This window comes from Roseateles aquatilis (assembly GCF_002205645.1).
Classification (GTDB): domain Bacteria; phylum Pseudomonadota; class Gammaproteobacteria; order Burkholderiales; family Burkholderiaceae_C; genus Roseateles; species Roseateles aquatilis.
Map to the genome: position 1 here is coordinate 261,291 of NZ_NIOF01000005.1, position 19,164 is coordinate 280,454.

Below are 19,164 nucleotides of genomic sequence, written 5' to 3' on the forward strand. Positions count from 1 at the left end.
CGAAAGGGCCCGCGGGCCCTTTCGTCTTTTCGGCGTCGCTCGCGCCCGGATCAACCCAGCGCGGCGAACGCGTCCCGCGTCATGTTCTCCGGCGCACCGTCGTCGCGACACGCGACGTCGTCCTCGATCCGCACGCCGCCAAAGGCGCTCAGATGCTTCACCAGCGTCCAGTCGACCTGCGCGGCGGCCGGGGTCGCGCGCAGCTGATCCAGCAGCATGGGGATGAAGTACAGCCCCGGCTCGATCGTCACCACCATGCCCGGTTGCAGCACGCGCGTCAGGCGCAGATAGCGATGGCCCTCGGGCTTGTCGATGGTGCCGCCGTCCTCGCCAGCCATGAAGCCGCCGACGTCATGCACCTGCAGGCCCAGCAGGTGGCCGATGCCGTGCGGCAGGAAGGTCGACGTGACGCGCTCCGCGACCATCGCCTCCTCGCTCATCGCCACGATGCCGAGCCGCCGCAACACACCCGCCACCTCGCGGTGCGAGGCCAGGTGGATGCCGCGATAGTCCACGCCCGCGCGGACCTGGTCGACCAGCCGCAGTTGCGCCGCCTCCATCGCATCGATCAACGCCTGGAAAGTCGCGTCGCCGTTGCCGGTGGTGCGCGTGATGTCCGACGCGTAACCGCAGCTGTGCGCGCCCGCGTCCACCAGCAACGACAGCGATCGCGCCGGCGCCGCCACGTCCTGGTACTGGTAATGCAGCACCGCCGCGTGCTCGTTCAGCGCGACGATGTTGCCGTAGGGCAGCTCGCGTTCGGCATGGCCGCTGGCGGCGAGGTAGGCGCGATGGATCTCGGCCTCCGAGCGCCCCTCGCGGAACGCGCGCTGCGACGCCAGATGCGCCCTCGCGCCCGACCTGGAGGCCTCGCGCAAGCGCAGCAATTCGTACGGCGTCTTCACCGCGCGGGCGTAGTGCAGCGGATTCAGCACCTCCAGCGGATTGTTCGGGACGATCCCGTCCAGCGCCGCGTCGGCCTCGCCGACGATGGCCAGGCGACCCGCGACCTGCAGGTGCTCGCGCGCGTCTTCCGGTCGGCGGACGATGATCAACTCGAAGTGCTCGACCCAGAAGCCGCTCGGCGCGGACGGCGGCACGTGCCAGTAGTCCTCGGGCTGGCAATAGACCAGGCGCGGCTTGTGGCCGGGCCGGATCACCAGCCAGCTGTCGGGATGCTGGACCAGCGGTGCCCACAGCTTGAAGTGGGGATTGGGCTGGAAGACATAGGGCCGGTCGTCGAGGAACGCGAATTTCTCGACGCCGGACGCGATCACCAGCGCGTCGTAGCCGCCGCGCGCGAGCGCCTGTTCGGTGCGGCGCTGCTGCTCGGCCAGATGGGCGGCGTAGAGCGCCGGCAGGGAGGTGGAATCAGAAGACGTCATGCGCGCGAATTCTCCCAGACGAGTCCCATCTCGGTCAGCATCGCGTCGAGCTTGACGTCGTTCGGCATCGCGGTCAGCGTGGGCTGGAAGCCGTGGCCGTAACCGACGCCCACCACCACCGGCCGCGGCGTGATCTGCGCGATCGTGCGCAGCATGAAGCCGCCGCCGTATCCCATGCGGATGCCGCCCGGCCCATAGCCCAGGCAGGGCAGCAGCAGCAACTGCGGATCGAAGGCCTCGGTGTCCTTCGGCTTGGTGATGCCGGTCGCGTCCTCTTCCATCGGGCAGCCCGGATACCAGACATGGAAGCGCAGCCGGCCTTCCTCGCGATCCACCACCGGCAAGCCGATGCGGCGATGGGCGTCGACCTCGCTCCACCGGTACAGCGCCGGCAGCGGATCGAATTCACCCTTGATCGGCCAGTAGGCGGCGATGCGCAATTCCTTGCGCGCCACCAGCCACACGCGCAGCACACGCTGCAAGTGGTCCGCCAACTCCAGGCGCCCCGGCAGGTCCAGGCGCTCCTGGATCAGGCGCTCGCGCAGGGCCTGGCGGTCCTGCGCCAGGGCCGGCGTGGGCGGGGTCGATGTCGGCTGCTTGTCGTTGGGAAGATCCATCCGGCTCCTCTGCGCCAGGGCCGGACGCGGCCCCGGAGTCGGCGATTGTGGCCGCCCCGCGCGGCCCGCGCTAGAGTGGCCCGCATGACTCGAACCACCACCTCGGGAACCGTCCGTCGCGTCACCGGCTCGGGCAGCGATTTCGCCAACCACTGCATGGAGCTGCTCGCGCCGCTGGGGCCGGTCCTCGCGCGGCGGATGTTCGGGGGGTTCGGCCTGTATGTGGACGACCTGTTCGTCGCCATCGTCAGCCGGGACGAGCTCTACCTGAAGGCCGACGCGGTCAGCCAGTCACGGTACGTGGAGGCCGGGTGCGAGCCGTTCCGGTACTCGAAGGCCGGCAAGGACGGCCGGCTGGAGACCGCCAGCCTGAATTACTTCCGGCCGCCGGAGGAAACGCTCGAGTCCCCGCCCTTGATGCTGCCCTGGGGGCGGCTGGCCATGGAGGCGGCCTTGCGCTCGGTCAACGCGAAGCCGAAGGCCAGCACCAGGAAGAAGAGCGCCGGCACGGCGGCGGCGCTCAAGACCGAGAAGAAGCTGAAGTCGGACACCGACGGCCCCGCCGTCAAGCGCCCGCCGGCCGCAGGCCGGGCAAGCCGAAAACGGGCAGGCTGAGCTTGCGCTCGCGGCGAGCCGGGCAGGCCTGCGGCGGCACCAGCAGCTGGAAGCGCGCGGTGGGCCAGGCTTCGACGACGAGCTGGGCGCCGTCCTGCACTTCGAGCGTCTCGCCGGCGGTCAGCCAGTAGTCGTGGGCCGGCATGTCCAGGGCACCTTGCTGGGTGACCCAGACGCGGCCGTCCAGCACGCGCAGTTCGCGGCGGCCCGGGCCGATGGGCAGGCTCATCGCTTCGCCCTGCGCCAGGCTCCATGCGGCGTCGTCATGGCTGACCTGGATTGATGACTTCGACGTGACGTTCATGATCTTCTCCTTGCCCTTCGGGCGCTGCTCGCACTGGCGGCATTCCCCGTGGACATGGCGTAATACTAGGGTTGCCCCGCATCCGGGTCCAATGAGTCTTGTCGCGTCGATTGATACCATTCGCGCATGAATCCCTCCCGCCGCCCCCTCACCATCGGCCCGTTGCGCGCCTTCGAGGCGGTCGCGCGGCGCCTGAGCTTCAGCGCGGCGGCCGAGGAGCTCTTCCTGACCCAGTCCGCCGTCAGCCGCCAGATCCGCACGCTGGAGGAGGAGCTCGGCGCGACGCTGTTCCTGCGCGGCACCCGCCATGTGGAGCTCACCCCGGACGGCCGCCTGCTGCAGGGGGCCGTGCTGACGGCGCTGGAGCGCCTGGACGGCACGGTGCGGCAGATTCGTCAGGCGCGCGGCCGGCGTGTCGTCAACGTCACGACCTTCGCCTCGTTCGCGTCGCTGTGGCTGATCCCTCGCCTGGAGGCCTTCCAGCGCGAGCACCCGGACATGGACATCCGCGTCTCCGCCCATGACCAGCTCGTGGACCTGGACGACAGCGAGGTCGACATCGCGCTGCGCTACGCAGCGCCGGGCCGCGTGCCGCCGTCGGCGCAGCGCATGTTCGGCGAGGTGCTGACGCCGGTGGTCAATCCGTGGGTGGCCAACCAGGCCGCCGACGGCCAGGGCCCGCCGCTGCGGGAAGCGTCGGACCTGCGCCACTACACCCTCGCCGAGGAGGACGACCAGCGCCCCAGCGGCCTGTTCCTGAGCTGGCGCAGCTGGTTGGCTCGACATGGCGCGCCCGACCTGCAGCCGCGGCGCTGGATGTACCTGAACTTCACCTACCAGCAGATCCAGGCGGCGGTGTCCGGTCAGGCGGTCGCGCTGGCGCGGCTGCCGCTGATCTTCGAGGCGCTACAGCGCGGCGAGTTGGTCGAGCCCTTCGGCGACGCCGGCCGCACCGACTGCCCCACGGTGTACTGGCTGATGCTGTCGGACCACGGGCGCACGCGGCCCGAGGTGGTCGAGTTCGCGCGCTGGATCGCGGCCCAGGCCGCCCTCACCCGCCGCGCGATCGGCGAGCCCGACCCGCCCATCGACGAGCGCTCGACCTGAGCCGCGCGCGCCCTGGGACGGTCAGGGCGCGATGACCTCGCGCTCCGTCAGCACGACGGTCAGCGCCTGGTCGTGCGGCTGGACCTCGAAGTCCACCTCGCCGCCCTGCCACGCCAGGCCGATCGCGGTGACGCCGGGATGGGCGGCCATCCAGCGGTCGAAATAGCCGCCGCCGTAGCCCAGCCGGAAGCCCTCTCGCGTGAAGCCGAGGCAGGGCACCAGCAACACTTCCGGCACCAGCACCGGGCCGGCGCAGCTGGGAATGCCGCACTCGTCCTTGAGGGTCGGCTCGGCGCCGTCCCAGCGGCGGAACTCCATCGCCGCCGGCCCGCGATCGCCGGCCTTGCGCGCGAAGGGCAGCGCCAGTTGCATCTCCGCGCCCAGCTTGTGCCCCGCGGCCCAGGCCGCTGCGTTAAATTCCCCCTCCAGCGGCCAGTACAGGCCGAGGCTCAGCGGCTCGAGTTGATGCAGCAGTCCCAGCAACTGCTCGCCCAGCTTGTCGGCGGCGAGACGCGCCTCGGCGGTGGCCCACCATTCGCGGCGACGCGCCAGCAAGGCGCGGCGCAATTCGTTTCGCTCATGGGGCCAGGTCTTGCCGGCGGTGTCGGAGACCGGATCCTTGGGGGAGGCATTCATCGCAGTTCGGCATGAAGTTCGCTCGGATCACTGTAACCGCCCTCGCCCTCGTCCTGCCCGCCCTCGGCGCGCACGCGCAGGCCCCGTCCACGTTCGCCGTGGTCCTCAACGCACCGCCGCCCAATCCGGATCTGGTCCTGGACGCCCGCGAGGCCTGGCGGGTCAAGGACCGCCTGAAGCTCGCCGCGACGCGCCAGGTGGCGCTGGATCAGCAGCACCCGCTGGCGCCCTGGTTCGATTACTGGGAGCTCAACAACCGCCTGTCCGAGGCCACCCAGCCGGAGCTCAACGCGTTCTACGCGCGCTGGCCCGGCAGCTATGTCGAGGACCGGCTGCGCAACGACTGGCTGCTGGAGCTGGGGCACCGCCGCGACTGGACCAACTTTCGCCGCGACCATGCCGGCTTCAAGATGCAGGACGACCGCGAGGTCGCCTGCTATGCGCTGCTCGCCGACCCGCCCGCCCGCGACGTGCGCGAGGCCGCCCGCGCCGCGTGGTACGCGCAGCGCGACGCGGACGAGGGCTGCAACATGCTGGCCACGACGCTGCTGGAGAACGGCAAGCTGAAGGAGGCCGACGTCTGGCGCAAGCTGCGGCAGGTGGTCGAGACCAACCGCCCGCGCGCGATCAAGCAGACCGCCGCGCTGCTGACCAAGGCGGAGTCCGACGCCGTGGCCGAGCTGATGGACAAGCCCGACCGCTACCTCAAGCGCAAGGGCGCCGCCAAGCCGCGCGGCAAGGCGGAACTCACCACGCTGGCGCTGATGCGGCTGGCCGCGCAGGACCCCGGCAAGGCGGAGGACGACGTCCGCGCCTGGGCCGCGAAGCTGCCGCCGGATCTGGCCGCCTGGCTCTGGGCGCAGTTCGGCCGGCAGGCGGCGCTGCGGCTGCAGGACTCGGCCAGCGACCACTTCGACCGCGCGCTGAAGCTGCAGGCCAAGGCCGGCGGCCCGATGGAATGGAGCGACGACACGCTGACCTGGATCGCCCGCGCCGCGCTGCGCGCCGACAACGGCACCGGCCGGCCCGAGCAATTGCTGGCCGCGATCGCGCTGCTCAAGCCCTCGGACCAGTCGGACATCGTCTGGCGCTACTGGCGCGCCAAGGCCCAGCAGCAACTGGCGGCCTCGGGCCCGACCGGCGACGCGCAGCGGCGCGAGGCGCAGGAGGCGCTGCGCGCCATCGCCTCGCCGCTGAGCTTCTACGGCAAGCTGGCCGCCGACGAACTGAAGCTGAGGCTGCCGCTGCCGCCGACCCCGGCGGACCTGACGCCGCAGGAGCGCGCCCAGGCCCTGGCACTGCCCGGCGTGCAACGTGCGATGCAGTTGCTGGCGCTGGGCCTGCGCAGCGAGGGCCAGCGCGAATGGAACTTCAGCATGCGCGGCCTGTCCGATCGCGAGCTGCTGGCCGTCGCGCAGGCCGCCTGCGAGCGCGAGCTCTGGGAACGCTGCATCTCCACCAGCGAGCGCACCCGCCAGGAGATCGACCTCGCCCAGCGTTTCCCGATGCCCTACCGCGCCGATGTCTTCAAGCAGGCGACCGCGGCGGGGCTGGACCCGGCCTACGTCTACGGCCTGATCCGGCAGGAGTCGCGCTTCATGATGGACGCCCGCTCACATGTCGGCGCCGGCGGCCTGATGCAGGTCATGCCGGCGACGGCCAAGTGGACGGCCAGGAAGCTCGGCGTCGACTTCAAGCCCGACATGCTGCACGACCGCGATACCAACCTGCGCCTGGGCACCGGCTACCTGAAGCTGGTGATGGACAGCTTCGACGGCTCGCAGGCAATGGCCGCGGCGGCCTACAACGCCGGACCCGGACGGCCGCGCCGCTGGCGCGAAGGCCCGCAGCTCGACGCCGCCGTGTGGACCGAAAACATCCCGATCTGGGAGACCCGGGACTACGTCCGCAAGGTGCTGTCCAACGCCACGATCTACGCGCAGTTGATGGGCCGCGAGGGCGGCACCGTGCTGCGCGACCGGCTCGGCCGCGTCATCGGCCCCGCCGGCACGCCCGCGCCGGACATCCCGGCCAACGGCAACTGAACCCGGCGTCCCGGCCCGTCGTCCACGCCTTCACCTCCCCCGACGAAAGCCCCCCATGCAATTGATCATCGGCAACAAGAACTACTCGTCCTGGTCGATGCGGCCGTGGGTGCTGATGAAGGCGCTGGACATTTCCTTCGAGGAACGCCTCCTGCGCTTCGACTTCAATCCCGACTCGGCCTTCTACCGGGCGCTGGCGACGGTGACGCCGACGCGCAAGGTGCCGGTGCTGGTCGACGACGGCTTCGCGGTGTGGGACACGCTGGCGATCGTGGAGTACCTGGCCGACCGCTTCCCGGAGAAGGAGGTCTGGCCGCGCGATCTTCGCCAGCGCGCCCGCGCGCGCAGCCTGTGCGCCGAGATGCACAGCGGTTTCGGTCAGTTGCGTGGCCTGTGCATGATGAACATCGATGCCGAACTGGCGACGGTGGGGCAGCGCCTGGTGGCGACCGAGCCAGGGCTGGCGCAGGACCTCGCGCGCATCGCCGACATGTGGATCGACGCGATCGCGCAGAGCGGCGGCCCTTATCTGTTCGGCGATTTCGGCGCGGCGGACGCGTTCTTCGCGCCGGTGGTGATGCGCGTGACCCGGTACGGCCTGCCGATGCCGGACGACCTCCGGCACTACATCGAACGCGTGCAGGCCCATCCGGCCGTCCATGCATGGATCACGGACGCGGTGGCGGAGAAGGATTTCCTGGACTTCGAGGAGCCCTATCGCGACGTGAGCGGCCCGGTGCCGGTGCTCAAGCGCTGAGCGGATGCCGGGAACACCGCGCCCGCGGGCCTGCGGGGACCCAGGGCGCGGCGGCCGCGATCAGTGATCGCGGCGGCGGCGGACCATGAAGCCGGCGGCCAGCAAGCCGCCCAGCATCATGGCCTGGTTCTGAGGTTCGCTGACGAAGGCCGGCATGACCGAGTCGGCGCCTTCCTGCTCATTGACATCCGGCACCAGCGCGGGGGCCGGCTGGCTCTGCTGGACGAAACTGGTCTCCGCGACCACCCGGTGGGTGTCCGGGGCCGATTCCGGAAACTGCTCCTGGGCCTGGGCGACGAGACCGGTTCCGCCCAACAGGAGTAGAAGAACTGCTTTCATTCAAGACTCCCTACTGCTTTGCCTCGGACCTGCTCAAACCCCAATGTCTCTCTCGGTGAGTTGGCCTGTTGAAACAGGCACTTCTGTGCAGGTGGGCTAGGTGAATATACGGAGTCACAGCCTAAAGGAGCTACCCCCAAGCATGGGGATGCTGCACCGCAACATGGGTATGCAAATGTTTCTCGTCGGCGGCGCCGTCCGCGATTCGCTGCTGGGCCTGCCTGTGCAGGACCGTGACTGGGTGGTGGTCGGCGCGACACCCAAGTCCTTGATGGACAAGGGATTTCAGCCCGTTGGCAAGGATTTTCCGGTGTTCCTCGACCCGGTGACCCATGAAGAGGTGGCGCTGGCGCGGACCGAGCGCAAGACCGGTTCCGGCTATCACGGGTTCCAGTTCCACACCGATCCTGATGTCACGCTGCAACAGGACCTGGCTCGACGCGACCTCACGATCAACGCGATGGCCCGGGCGGACGATGGTTCGCTGATCGATCCATACGGGGGCCAGCGCGACCTGGAAGCGCGGCTCCTGCGCCACGTGTCGCCCGCCTTTGCCGAGGATCCGGTGCGGATCCTGCGGCTGGCGCGTTTCTCGGCGCGGTTCAGCGACTTCAGCGTCGCGCCGGAAACGCTCGCGCTGATGCGCGACATGGTGGTGGCGGGCGAAGCCGACGCGCTGGTCGCCGAGCGCGTCTGGCAGGAGATCGCCCGCGGCCTGATGGAGCGGCGCCCATCCCGGATGATCGAGGTGCTGCGCGCCAGCGGCGCGCTGGCGAGGATCGCGCCGGAGGTGGATCGGCTCTTCGGCGTGCCGCAGCCCGAGGCGCACCACCCCGAGATCGACACCGGCGTCCACCTGTTGCTGGTCCTGGACGAATGCGCCCGCGTCGACGCACCGCTCCCGGTGCGTTACGCCGCGTTGTGCCACGACCTGGGCAAGGGCGCGACGCCCGAGGCGGAATGGCCGCGGCACATCAAGCACGAGGCGCGCGGCACGCACCTGGCGGCGGCGCTGTCGCAGCGCTGGCGCGTGCCGTCGGACTGCAGGGAGTTGGCGGAGCTGGTCGCGCGCGAGCACACGCATGTCCACCAGAGCCTGGACTTCAGCGCCGACGCGCGCCTGCGCCTGATGGAACGCTGCGACGCGCTGCGCAGGCCCGAGCGCTTCGCGCAGTTGCTGCTGGCCTGCGAGTGCGACGCGCGCGGTCGCGCGGGCCTGCAGGAGCGCGCCTATCCGCAACGCGCCGCGCTGCTGGAGGACCTGCGGGCGGTGCAGGCGGTGGACCAGGCCGCGATCTCGGCGGCGGCGCTGGCGGCGGGCAAGAAGGGCCCCGCGATCGGCGCGGAGATCCAGGCGGCGCGCCGCGCCGCGCTGCAGGCCACGCGCTGACCGGTCCGCCCCCTCTGACGGGGGGGGCTGGGGAAAACGACGATCGGACGCGCCTTCGTCGCGGCTGTCGCGTCATTAAAGTGCGCGTCCATGCCCATCGAGCCCTTCACCTGGCCGAGCGCCATCGCATGGCACCGCCGTCGCTGGCTGCAGGCGGCCGCCGCCGCCGCGGCCCTGCCCGCCTCCTCGCTGTTGTCGGTCCGCGCCGAAGAACCGGCCGCCGCCAGCACCCCGGCCAGCACCCCCGCCAGCGACCCGGCCAACGACCGGCTGAAGCCGTGGCTGGAGCGGCCGGCCATGACCCAGGCCGCGCTGTCGCCGGACGGCAAGGTCCTGGCGGCGATCGGTCATGGGGGCGGCATTCCGGTGGCCTACGTGCTGGACCTCGCCACGCAGAAGGTCACGCCGATCTCCCCCACCGGCACGCGCGCCGGCCGCTGGCTGATGCAGGGCTACTACCCGGAGGACGTGCGCTGGATCGGCGCCGATCTGCTGGTGCTTCGCATGAGCAACGGCCAGAGTTTCGCGCTGTCGCCCGCCGCCTCGCGCTTCACCGCATTGGAGGGCCGCTACGTGGATCGGCTCGCCGATGCCGAGGACGGCGCCGAGCGGCTGCTCGTCTCGCGGAACGACGAGATCCACATCGTCAACCTGCGCACCGGCGCTCGGGTCAAGGAGGACATCGACCTGCCCGACGAGGTGATCTGCGGCGCGCTTGATGCCCAGGGGCGGCTGCGCGCGGCTACCACGCGCGACGCGTCCCGCTGGACCGGCGAGCAGACCTTCACCCAGTGGTACCGACCGCCGGGTGCCCAGGCCAAATGGCAGAAGCTGGAGACCACGCGCGACTTCGTGCCCCGCTGGCTGCCCATGCGCGTGCTGTCCGACAGCGAAACGATCGCGGTATGGTCGCGCGGCGATCGCGATGCCTATGGAGTCTTCCGCTATGACCCGCGGCAGCGCCGTTTCGGCGAGCTGATGGCCGGCCACCCCACCGACGACATCCTGTCCACGGAGGGGCTGGACGCGCAGGACCTGGACGCCGTGGTCACCGGTGGCCTGAAACGCCAGGTGTACTGGTTCGACGAGCGCTGGAGCCGCCTGCAGCGCTCGGTGGACGCGGCGCTGCCGGGCGCGCTCAACAGGCTTTCGGGCCAGCCCGACGCGCATGTGCTGGTGCACAGCCGCAGCGATGTCGATCCGGGCCGCTGGTACACGCTCGACGTCAAGAACCTGCAGCTGACCGAGGTCGGCGTCGCGCGCCCCGACCTGGAGCCAGCCCGCATGCGGCCGATGGAGACCTACCGGTATCCGGCGCGCGACGGCCTGAAGGTGCCGGCCTACCTCACCCGCCCCGCGGGCGACGGTCCGGCGCCCATGGTGGTGCTCATCCATGGTGGCCCCTGGGCGCGCGACGACTGGGGCTGGGACATGGAGGTGCAGATGCTCGCGGACGAGGGCTACGCGGTCTTCCAGCCGCAGTTCCGCGGTTCGACGGGTTTCGGCCGCGCCTATGAGGAGGCCGGCTTCCGGCAATGGGGCCTGTCGATGCAGGACGACATCACCGACGGCGTGCAACAGCTGATCGATCGCGGCGTGGCCGACCCCGCGCGGCTGGCCATCGTCGGCGGCAGCTACGGCGGTTATGCGGCGATGTGGGGCCTGGTGAAGACGCCGCGGCTCTATCGCTGCGGCGTCAGCTTCGCCGGCATCAGCGATCTGGCCGACTTCCTGACCAATCACTGGGACGACGACACCACCGCCGCCACGCGCCTGCGTCGTCGCCAACTGGTCGGCGACCCGGGCACGGCCCGCGCGCAACTGGACGCGGTCTCCCCCATCCGCCATGCGCAGCGCATCCAGGTGCCGCTGCTGCTGGCGCATGGCGAGCTGGACAAGCGGGTGCTGCCCGAGCAGAGCGAGACCATGTTCAAGGCCATGCGCCGGCTGGGCAAGGACGTCGAGTACCTGCCGCTGTCCAGGTCCGGCCACGGCATGTTCTGGCCGTCGGAACAGCGTCGCTATTACGGCGCGTTGCTGGCGTTCCTGCGCACCCACCTGGGCCCCCCGCGCGCGGCGTCGGCCGCCAGCCAGCCGGCCTGAGCAGGCAGCGGCCGGGGGCGGCCCTGGGCCGCCGCGTTCACAGCATGTGCGACCGATCGCCCGCGCTGAAGCCCAGCGCGTCGAATCCCTCGCCCGGGGCGAAGCCGATGACCTTGAACAGCTCGCCCATCTCGTGCTCGGCGATCAGCCGGTGCGCCATGCCGCGTTGCGCCAGGTCGGCCTCGCACAGCAGGTCGACCAGACCGCAGTTGATCAGGAAGTTGGCCTGGCTGGTGTAGCCCAGCACCATCAGCCCCGCCTCCTGGCCCGCCAACGCGATGCCGGTGAAGTTCACGTGGGCAGTGATGTCCTTCTGCCCCGGCAGCGCCAGCGGATCGGGATCCGCGCGGTGCAGGTGATGGCACATCAGCGTGCCGCCGGTGCGCTGCGGGTGGTAGTACTCGGATTCAGGGAAACCGTAGTCGATGAAGAATGCCGCGCCCCGCTTCAGGTGCCGCGCCAGCGTGCGGACGAAGGCCTCGGCCTGCGGATGGATCTCGGTGACGGTGCCGGGGATGAAGGCGCCGATCTCGTCCTCGGGCACCGGCGGGTGCGCGGTACCGGGCCGGTCGTCGAAGACCAGCCCGCCGGACGCATCGACGCCCACGCCGCGTTGCAGCCATTGCGCGCCGTCCCAGCGCAGCAGCTCCACCGGCATCGCATCCAGCAGCTCGTTGGCCACCAGCACGCCGTGGATCTCGTCGGGCCAGCGGTCCAGCCATTCGACGCGCGGCGCGAAGCGCGCCAGCCGCTCGGCCTGGCGCTCGCGCAGCGTGCCCGACAGGTCGACGATGAAGTACCGGGTCACCGGTTGCCCCAGCGCGTCGAGCGACTGCAGCAGTTGCTCCGCCAGCGCGCCGCTGCCGGCGCCGAACTCGATCACCGTGTCGGTGCCGGTGACGCTCAGCGCCTGCGCGACCTGACGCGCCAGCGCGCGGCCGAACAACGGCGAGAGTTCCGGCGCCGTCACGAAGTCCGAGCCCTGCTGCGGCATGGTGCCGAACTTGCGCCTCGAGTTGGCGTAGTACCCCAGGCCCGGCTCGTACAGCGCCAGGCTCATGTAGCGGTCGAAGGGCAGCCAGCCGCCCGCCTCGGCGATCGCGGCATGCAGCCGGGCGAGCATCGCGTCGTCCGCGGCCTCGCCGCCGGACGGTCCCATGGGCGCGGACGCCGCGCCGTTCAGGCGGGCGGGATCGGGAGAGGTGGAAGTCATGAGTCGATGCTTGGAAACAGCGGGCGGTCGCGGTCGAGCAGCCACGCCTCGAATTCGGCGGCGGGCATCGCCGAGGCGATCACCTCGCCTTGCAATTCATCGCAGCCCCAGTCGGCCAGCAGCCGCCATTGGCGCTCGTTGCGCACGCCCTCGGCACCGACGCGCATGCCCAGGCCCTTGGCCATCTGCACCACCGCGCGCGTGATCGCCGCGGCGCCGCCGTCCTCGGGCAGCACGGCGACGAAGCTCTGGTCGATCTTGAGCTTGTCCAGCGGCAGCCGCGTCAGTTGATTCAGCGCGGTGAAGCCGGTGCCGAAATCGTCGATCGAGATCGCCAGCCCCTGCGCGCGCAGCGTGCGCAGCAACTCGGGCAGGCGGTCGATCTCATCGGTCAGCATGCGCTCGGTGAGCTCCAGCTCCAGCCATTCGCCCGGCACGCCGGCGGTCTTGAGCACATGCGCGACCGACTTCGCGAAGCTGGTCAACCGGAACTGCATGCTGGACAGGTTCACCGCGATCGGCACCGCCGCGACGCCGCGCTCATGCCAATCGCGCGCCTGCCGGGCGGCCTCGTACATCACCCACTCGCCCAGCGGCAGCATCAGCCGATGGCGCTCGGCGACGGCGATGAAGGCGTCCGGCGCCAGCAGCCCGCGCTGCGGATGGCGCCAGCGCAGCAGCGCCTCGGCGCCGACCAGCTCGCCGGACTTCGCGTCGACCTGGGGCTGATAGAAGAGCACGAACTCGTCGGCCGTCAGCGCCTGCGCGAGCTCCCCTTCCAGCACCAGGTCGGCATAGGCGCTCTCCGCCATCGCGCGCTCGAAGAAGCGGTAGGTCGCGCGGCCGGCGGTCTTGGCCAGGTACATCGCCGTGTCGGCGTGCTGCAGCAGCTCCTCGGGCGTGTCGCCGTGCTCGGGGTACATCGCCACGCCGATCGACGGCGTCACCGACAGGTCCAGGCCCTCCGCCTGCACCGGCACCTCGACGACGCTCAGCAGCGCGTTCAGCACCGTCTGCACGTCCTTGCGCTGATGCACGTCCTCCAGCAGCACGACGAACTCGTCGCCGCCGAAACGCGCCACCAGATCGCTGGCCCGCAAGCCGCCGCGCAGCCGCTCGGACACGGTGCGCAGCACCTGGTCGCCCTCCAGATGGCCGAGCGAATCGTTGACCCGCTTGAAGTTGTCCAGGTCGATGAAGAGCAGCGCCGCGCGCGTCGCCTGCGGCCGCGAGAGGCGCTCGCGCAACTGCTCCATGAAGGTGGCGCGGTTCAGCAGCCCCGTCAGCGGATCGTGCTCCGCCAGGTGCTGGATGCGCGCCAGCGCGTCGAGGTGGGCGCGCATGTCGCGCACGATCGTCATGCGCAGCCGCTCGCCGTTGCGCCACAGCGTCCGGACGATGAATTCAACCGCGATGCGGTCACCGTCGCAATGCAGCACCGCGGTCTGGTAACGAGTCTCCTTGCCCGCCTCCATCACCGCGCGCACCGTCTCCACCTGATCCGGCGCGACCATCGACAGCGCCGGGCGCCCGACCAGTTCCTCCAGCGAGTAGCCGACCAGCGCGCACAACGTCGGATTGACATCGGTGATGATGCCGTCGCGGTGGAAGACGATGCCCTCCATCGACGCATCCATGAACTTGGCCAGCCGGTCCTCCGACTCGCGCGCCGCGCGCTCCGCCTCGCGGAAGCGGGTGATGTCGCTGATCAGCACGAAGGTCGACTGCACCTGGCCCGTGCCGGGGGCGAGGTGGGGGATGAGGTTGACCTCGATCCAGTGCGGCGTGCCGTCGCGTCGCTCCAGCCGTCGCTCATAGCTGACGTGGACCCGCTCGTTGAGCACGCGCTCGATGTGCGGCTCGATCTCCAGCGCGGCCTCCTCACCGATGATCTCGGCGAAGGTGCGGCCGATGACCTGCGCCTCGTCCAGCCCGAAGCTGCGCGCGTACTGGCGATTGGCGAATCGGCAGGTGCGGTCGACCGCGTCGAAGACGGCGATCAGCACCGGCACGTTGTCGGCGAGCAGCCGGAACTGCGCGGCCTGATCCTCGGCGGACGGCAGCGGACGTCCGGGCACGGGCGGGACCGCGGCGACCATTCAGCCGGCCTGCCCGGGTTGTTCGTCCAGGGTCTTCATCGCCAGGCACAGGTCTTCCCAGGCCCTGGCCTTGTCGGGCAGATTGCGCAGCAGGTAGGCCGGGTGGTACGTCACCACCAGCGGCACGCCCTGGTATTGGTGCACGCGACCGCGCAGGCGGCCGACCGGCTCCTGGCTGCGCAGCAGCTGCTGCACCGCGAAACGGCCCATCGCCAGGATGATGCGCGGCTGGATCAACGCGATCTGGCGCTGCAGGAAGGGCTCGCACTGGGCCAGCTCCGTCGGCTCCGGATTGCGGTTGCGCGGCGGGCGGCACTTGAGCGTGTTGGCGATGTAGACCTGCCGCTCCGGCGGGCCCTCGCCACGGCTCAGGCCGATCGCACGCAGCATGCTGTCCAGCAGCTTGCCGGCGGCACCGACGAACGGCTCGCCCTGCAGGTCCTCCTGCTCGCCGGGCGCCTCGCCGACGACCATCCAGTGCGCCCGCTCGTTGCCGACGCCGAAGACGGTGTTCTTGCGGGACTCGCACAGCGTGCAGGCGCGGCACTGCGCGACCTCGTCGCGCAACGCGGGCCAGTCCAGGGCCGCGATGGCCTCGCGGGTGATGGAGCGTCCCAGGCCGGGGGCGGCCTCGGCCCGCGCCGTCGATGCGTCGGGGGTCGGGACGATCGCGGGCGCGCCGGCCGGCAACGCCTTCGACAGCACCTCGGCCACGCGGCGCGGCGCCGGGGGCTCGGCGACGGCGACGTCCGATTCGGCCGGCATCGCGCGCGCGGCCACGACCGGCGCGGCGACAGGCGACGGCGTCACGGCAACCGCGGCCACGGATGCGGCGGCCCTCGACGGCGTGGGCACGCTCGCGGCGGCCTCGGCCGAGGCCGGCGGCGTCCACAGCTTGAGGCCCATCGCATCCAGCATCGCGCGTTGGCGGTCGGTCCAGGGGCTCAGGGTGCTCATGCGGCCGGCTCCGTCAGGCGCAACGTCATCAGGATCGCGTCCTCGCGGCCGCCGTCGGCCGGGTAGTAACCGCGGCGCAGGCCGCTCTGCGCGAAGCCATAGCGGTCGTACAGGCGGCGGGCCGCGACGTTGCTCTCGCGGACCTCCAGCCAGACCTGGTGGCAGCCCCGCGCGCGCGACAGCAGGCACAACGCGTCGAGCATGCGACGCGCCAGACCCTGGCCCTGGCGCTCGGGGACCACGGTGATGTTGAGCAGGTGCATCTCGTCGATCACCTGCATCGCGAGGAAGTAGCCGCACAGCCGCGCCTGCGCGTCGCGCATGACGAAGCCCGCGTAGCCGGCGGCCATCGAATCGACGAAGTTGCCACGCGTCCACGGATGGCTGTAGGCCACCGACTCGATGGCCATCACCTCGTCCAGGTCCACAGTGCGCAGCGGCTGCAAGGCCTGCAGCGACGGCGGCCAGACCAGGTCCTTGGGCTGGGCGCTCATCGGTGAGACACCTCGTGCGGGGATGGCGCGGACTGCACGGCGTGGGCGGCCTGCGCGGCCTCGGCCGCCTCCTGGCGCTCCGCCGTCGTCAGCGCGATCTTGTCGCGCACGTACAGCGGCAGCGCGTTCGCGGCGTCCTCGGCAAGACCGGCCTCGAACGCCTGCAGCGCGAGTGCGCCCAGCGCGCGGGCGCGAGACGCGGTCCGCGGGAAGCGCCGTGCCGCGCCGGTGTCGAGCTCGAAGGCCTCCAGCGCGGACCCGGCGACGGCCGCGGGTGCCTCGTCGCGCCACAGCGCGCGCAGCGGCCCGGGATCGGTCAAGGCCGGCTCGGTCGAGGCCTGCCAGCGCGCGCCGTCCCAACGGTAGCGGCCGACGTAGAGCTGATTCATGCGCGCATCCATGGCGACCCAGAGGTCGAGCGGCGCGGCCGGATCGGCGCCTCCGGCGACGAGCTGCTGGCGGGCGTCCTCGGCCACCAGCATCAGGCTGTCCAGCGCCAGCACGGGCTTGCCGGCACCGAGCGCCAGCCCCTGCGCCACCGAGCAGGCGGTGCGCAGCCCGGTGAACGCGCCGGGACCGCGGCCGAAGCCGATCGCCGCCACGTCGGACAGCGCGATGCCGGCCTGCCGCAGCAGCGCCATCGTCTCGGGAATCATCCGCTGGGAGGCCAGCGCCCCGCCATCGGCGTCCACAAAAGCAGCATGGCCCTGGCCCAAAAGGGCCAGAGCCATGTGTTCGGTCGAGCTATCCAGGGCCAGCAACACGCTCATGTGACAAGTGTAGTGGTCCCGGACCGCCGTCCCCGGGGCGAACCCTCCTCAACCCGTAGGATCAGAAGGAATAACCCAGCGACAGCGTGTAGACCATCGGGCGGAAGTTGATCTTGGTGCTCAGCTCGTCCACGCCGTCCTTGGTCGTCGTGTAAGCGCGCATCTTGCTGCGGACGTCCGCGTATGCGGCCGTGCCGGTCAGCGACCAGTTCTTCGTGTACGCCACCGTGAAGCCCACGTGCGCCGCCGCGCCCCAGGAGTTGGTCAGCGTGATGCGGGTCGGGCCGCCGCTGATCGCGTCGCCGGTGGGCGTGCTGCGCTTCTTCTCGAAGTAGGTGTAGTTCACGCCCACGCCGACGAAGGGATGGAACTTCGGAATCCATTCGCCCAGGTGGTAGTTGACGAACACCGTCGGCGGCATTTGACGCACGACCGCGATCTGGCCGGCGTTGGCCAGCACGCCCGCGCCGTAGATCTTGTGCGACGGCGGAATGCCCAGCACCAGCTCACCGCTCCAGCGCTCGGCGAAACGGTAGGTGTAGCCGAAGCCCGTGGTGGTGGCGTTGCCGACGCGGATCTGCGCGCCCGGGTCCGGGAAGGCCTTGCTGCCCGAAAGCGGCGGGGCCTTGCTGTTCACGTCGATGTGGGCCAGGCCCAGATAGAACGTGTGGGTGCCGACCGCGGGCTCGTCGGCGCGCGCGGCGCCGCCGGCGGCCAGCAGCGAGGCGGCGAGGATGAGAGAGATGTTCTTGTTCATGGATCGTGTCTCCGTGCTGATCGCCTGGGATTACGGGTTGGCCGCCAGGACCGTCTGGAAGTAGCCGCGCACCAGGGCGTTGCAGAAGGGAGGCACCAGCGTGCCGTGGTAGGCCGCGGTGGCGCCGGCGCCCGCCGCCGCCTTGGCTTGCTGGAAGCCGCCGTAGACGACGTCTCCGGTAGCGCCGGCCGGCAGCGTGGCGCGCGATTCCAGGTTGAACGCCGGGAAGAGCTTGCCGCGCGTGGCGAAGTCGGCTTGCGCGTCGGTGGTGTTGAAGAAGAACACCGTCGGGTCGTTGGCGCCGCCGCACATGGCGACCGGTGCCTTCGGCGTCCAGCCCAGCAGCGTGTTGGCCTGCAGCGCCTTGCGGTAGTTGGAGGTCGCGTAGCCGGCACGGAACGAGTCCGTCAGCAGGCCGCCCGTGCCGAACAGCTTGGTGAAGGTCGGGTCCGCCGGCAGCTTGCCTTCGGCGATCAGCTGGGAGACCGACTCGGTCGACGGGAACAGCGTTTCCGCGGTCTTGTCGAACGGCGCCTGGTACACGTCGGACGGCGAGTTGTACAGATTGCCGTAGGCCTTCTGGTAGCTGGTCAGCATCAGCGGCACGAACAGCGTCGCGCCGGCGTTGATGGTGCCCGACGTGACGACGTCGCCCAGCTTGACCAGGTTGTACGGACCGGACATCGGGCCGGCGGCGGTGACGGTGAACTCGGACGCGTAGTCGCGCTCGATGACCTTCTGCGTGGCCATCGCCACGTGGCCGCCCTGCGAGTAACCGGCGATCAGCAGCTTGGCCGACGCCTTGACCGGGCTTTCCGCGTTCAGGTGGGCCTTGGCGGCGCGCAGGCCGTCGATCATGTCGATGGCGGACGATTCGGCGTTCAGGTAGGGCGTGTACTGCAGGCCCGAGCGGTCGTAGCCCATGTAGTTCGGGGCCACCACGATGAAGCCTTGCGCGGCGTAGAACGCCATCACCAGCGAGGCCTCGGCGTTGTTGACGACGTCGGCCATGTTGAAGGCCTTGTCGGTGGTCGTGCCGTGCGCGTAGAGCAGCACCGGGCGGTTGCCCGTGCAGGCGGCGTCCGTGCCGGACGGCACCAGCACGCCGGCCGAGGCCGTGGCCGGGTTGCCCTGCGGGTCACGCGTCATGTAGTAGACGTAGCGCACGTCCACGTCGCACTTGGCCGCGCCGGCCAGCGCGATCACGCCCTTGGCGGTGGTGCCGGCATCGATCTGCGCCTTGGTCGCGGCGCCGGCCTTCGTGCCCAGCAGCAGCGTGCCGCGCGCGGGCGGTGCATCGTCGGTGGAGGGGTTGCTGCCGCCGCCGCAGGCGGACAGCAATGCCGCGGCGACCAGGGTCAGGCCGCCCAGGGTGAATTGGCTCTTCATTCAGACTTCTCCAGGGTTGTCTCCGTCGTTGCGCAGGTCGATCGCATGTCGCGGGACCCGCACTAAATCGAACGGTCGTTCGTTTTTCTCAGGGATCACTTTAAGGGCAGGGCCAGTGGCGCCCTCAAAAGGAAAACCCTGACAAGCACCAGCATGCCAGGGTCTGAGTGTTGCGGGACGCACAAGC

The 19,164-nt window shown here is 70.6% G+C and carries 18 protein-coding genes; 6 read left to right on the forward strand and 12 right to left on the reverse strand.

Translation table 11 applies throughout. The features are described 5' to 3' along the window. Window positions 1–50: 50 nt before the first annotated feature. A complete protein-coding gene (gene pepQ / locus CDN99_RS13805; protein WP_088385440.1) occupies window positions 51–1,385 on the reverse strand; it encodes a Xaa-Pro dipeptidase in 1,335 nt (444 codons plus the stop codon). Further along, a complete protein-coding gene (locus tag CDN99_RS13810) occupies window positions 1,382–2,002 on the reverse strand; it encodes a 5-formyltetrahydrofolate cyclo-ligase (protein WP_088385441.1) in 621 nt (206 codons plus the stop codon). The genes pepQ and CDN99_RS13810 overlap by 4 nt, the downstream gene beginning before the upstream one ends. Window positions 2,003–2,086: 84 nt before the next feature. Here CDN99_RS13810 and CDN99_RS13815 point away from each other — a divergent pair, with 84 nt between their 5' ends. Continuing rightward, window positions 2,087–2,617, forward strand: a complete 531-nt coding sequence (locus CDN99_RS13815) for a TfoX/Sxy family protein (RefSeq protein WP_169727046.1) — start codon at window positions 2,087–2,089, stop codon at window positions 2,615–2,617. Here the strand turns inward: CDN99_RS13815 and CDN99_RS13820 are convergent. Beyond that, window positions 2,568–2,921 carry a DUF2917 domain-containing protein gene (locus CDN99_RS13820; protein WP_158218844.1) on the reverse strand — a complete coding sequence of 118 codons (354 nt, stop codon included), beginning with the start codon at window positions 2,919–2,921 and terminating at the stop codon, window positions 2,568–2,570. The two genes, CDN99_RS13815 and CDN99_RS13820, sit on opposite strands and share 50 nt — an antisense overlap. A 126-nt stretch (window positions 2,922–3,047) precedes the next feature. On the opposite strand from CDN99_RS13820, the gene CDN99_RS13825 reads away from it, so the two are divergent. Next, on the forward strand, window positions 3,048–4,028 hold the full coding sequence (locus tag CDN99_RS13825) for a LysR family transcriptional regulator (RefSeq protein ID WP_088385444.1): 981 nt from the start codon (window positions 3,048–3,050) through the stop codon (window positions 4,026–4,028). Between the two features lie 21 nt (window positions 4,029–4,049). On the opposite strand, the gene CDN99_RS13830 is transcribed toward CDN99_RS13825, so the two are convergent. Beyond that, on the reverse strand, window positions 4,050–4,664 hold the full coding sequence (locus tag CDN99_RS13830; RefSeq protein WP_088385445.1) for a 5-formyltetrahydrofolate cyclo-ligase: 615 nt from the start codon (window positions 4,662–4,664) through the stop codon (window positions 4,050–4,052). Window positions 4,665–4,675: 11 nt separating this feature from the next. Here CDN99_RS13830 and CDN99_RS13835 point away from each other — a divergent pair, with 11 nt between their 5' ends. Further along, window positions 4,676–6,709, forward strand: a complete 2,034-nt coding sequence (locus CDN99_RS13835; protein ID WP_088385446.1) for a lytic transglycosylase domain-containing protein — start codon at window positions 4,676–4,678, stop codon at window positions 6,707–6,709. 55 nt (window positions 6,710–6,764) lie between these two features. Beyond that, window positions 6,765–7,466 carry a glutathione S-transferase family protein gene (locus tag CDN99_RS13840; RefSeq protein WP_088385447.1) on the forward strand — a complete coding sequence of 234 codons (702 nt, stop codon included), beginning with the start codon at window positions 6,765–6,767 and terminating at the stop codon, window positions 7,464–7,466. A gap of 60 nt (window positions 7,467–7,526) precedes the next feature. Here the strand turns inward: CDN99_RS13840 and CDN99_RS13845 are convergent, their stop codons facing one another. Then, window positions 7,527–7,805 carry a hypothetical protein gene (locus CDN99_RS13845; RefSeq protein WP_141100784.1) on the reverse strand — a complete coding sequence of 93 codons (279 nt, stop codon included), beginning with the start codon at window positions 7,803–7,805 and terminating at the stop codon, window positions 7,527–7,529. A 169-nt stretch (window positions 7,806–7,974) separates the two neighbouring features. On the opposite strand from CDN99_RS13845, the gene CDN99_RS13850 reads away from it, so the two are divergent. Both CDN99_RS13850 and CDN99_RS13855 read left to right on the forward strand, forming a co-directional pair. After that, window positions 7,975–9,195, forward strand: a complete 1,221-nt coding sequence (locus tag CDN99_RS13850) for a multifunctional CCA addition/repair protein (RefSeq protein WP_088385556.1) — start codon at window positions 7,975–7,977, stop codon at window positions 9,193–9,195. Between the two features lie 90 nt (window positions 9,196–9,285). Next, window positions 9,286–11,298, forward strand: a complete 2,013-nt coding sequence (locus tag CDN99_RS13855; RefSeq protein WP_088385449.1) for a S9 family peptidase — start codon at window positions 9,286–9,288, stop codon at window positions 11,296–11,298. A gap of 37 nt (window positions 11,299–11,335) precedes the next feature. Here CDN99_RS13855 and CDN99_RS13860 read toward each other — a convergent pair whose 3' ends face one another. The 7 genes from CDN99_RS13860 to CDN99_RS13890 all read right to left on the reverse strand — a co-directional run bounded on the left by CDN99_RS13860 (window position 11,336) and on the right by CDN99_RS13890 (window position 18,977). Beyond that, on the reverse strand, window positions 11,336–12,457 hold the full coding sequence (locus tag CDN99_RS13860) for a class I SAM-dependent methyltransferase (protein ID WP_238139526.1): 1,122 nt from the start codon (window positions 12,455–12,457) through the stop codon (window positions 11,336–11,338). Window positions 12,458–12,507: 50 nt separating this feature from the next. Beyond that, entirely contained in the window at window positions 12,508–14,610 is a 2,103-nt protein-coding gene (locus CDN99_RS13865) for a putative bifunctional diguanylate cyclase/phosphodiesterase (RefSeq protein ID WP_088385450.1), read from the reverse strand. Beyond that, window positions 14,611–15,567 carry a uracil-DNA glycosylase gene (locus tag CDN99_RS13870; RefSeq protein ID WP_088385451.1) on the reverse strand — a complete coding sequence of 319 codons (957 nt, stop codon included), beginning with the start codon at window positions 15,565–15,567 and terminating at the stop codon, window positions 14,611–14,613. After that, the gene (gene rimI, locus CDN99_RS13875) at window positions 15,564–16,061 is read right to left on the reverse strand and encodes a ribosomal protein S18-alanine N-acetyltransferase (RefSeq protein ID WP_088385452.1); all 498 of its coding nucleotides are present in this window, start codon (window positions 16,059–16,061) and stop codon (window positions 15,564–15,566) included. The genes CDN99_RS13870 and rimI overlap by 4 nt, the downstream gene beginning before the upstream one ends. Then, complete coding sequence (gene tsaB / locus CDN99_RS13880; RefSeq protein WP_088385453.1) at window positions 16,058–16,831, reverse strand: tRNA (adenosine(37)-N6)-threonylcarbamoyltransferase complex dimerization subunit type 1 TsaB; 774 nt, start codon at window positions 16,829–16,831, stop codon at window positions 16,058–16,060. Before tsaB ends, rimI begins: the two co-directional genes overlap by 4 nt. A 61-nt stretch (window positions 16,832–16,892) precedes the next feature. Beyond that, window positions 16,893–17,588 carry an OmpW/AlkL family protein gene (locus tag CDN99_RS13885; protein ID WP_088385454.1) on the reverse strand — a complete coding sequence of 232 codons (696 nt, stop codon included), beginning with the start codon at window positions 17,586–17,588 and terminating at the stop codon, window positions 16,893–16,895. A gap of 30 nt (window positions 17,589–17,618) precedes the next feature. Then, the gene (locus CDN99_RS13890; protein WP_088385455.1) at window positions 17,619–18,977 is read right to left on the reverse strand and encodes an alpha/beta hydrolase family protein; all 1,359 of its coding nucleotides are present in this window, start codon (window positions 18,975–18,977) and stop codon (window positions 17,619–17,621) included. Window positions 18,978–19,164 lie beyond the last annotated feature (187 nt).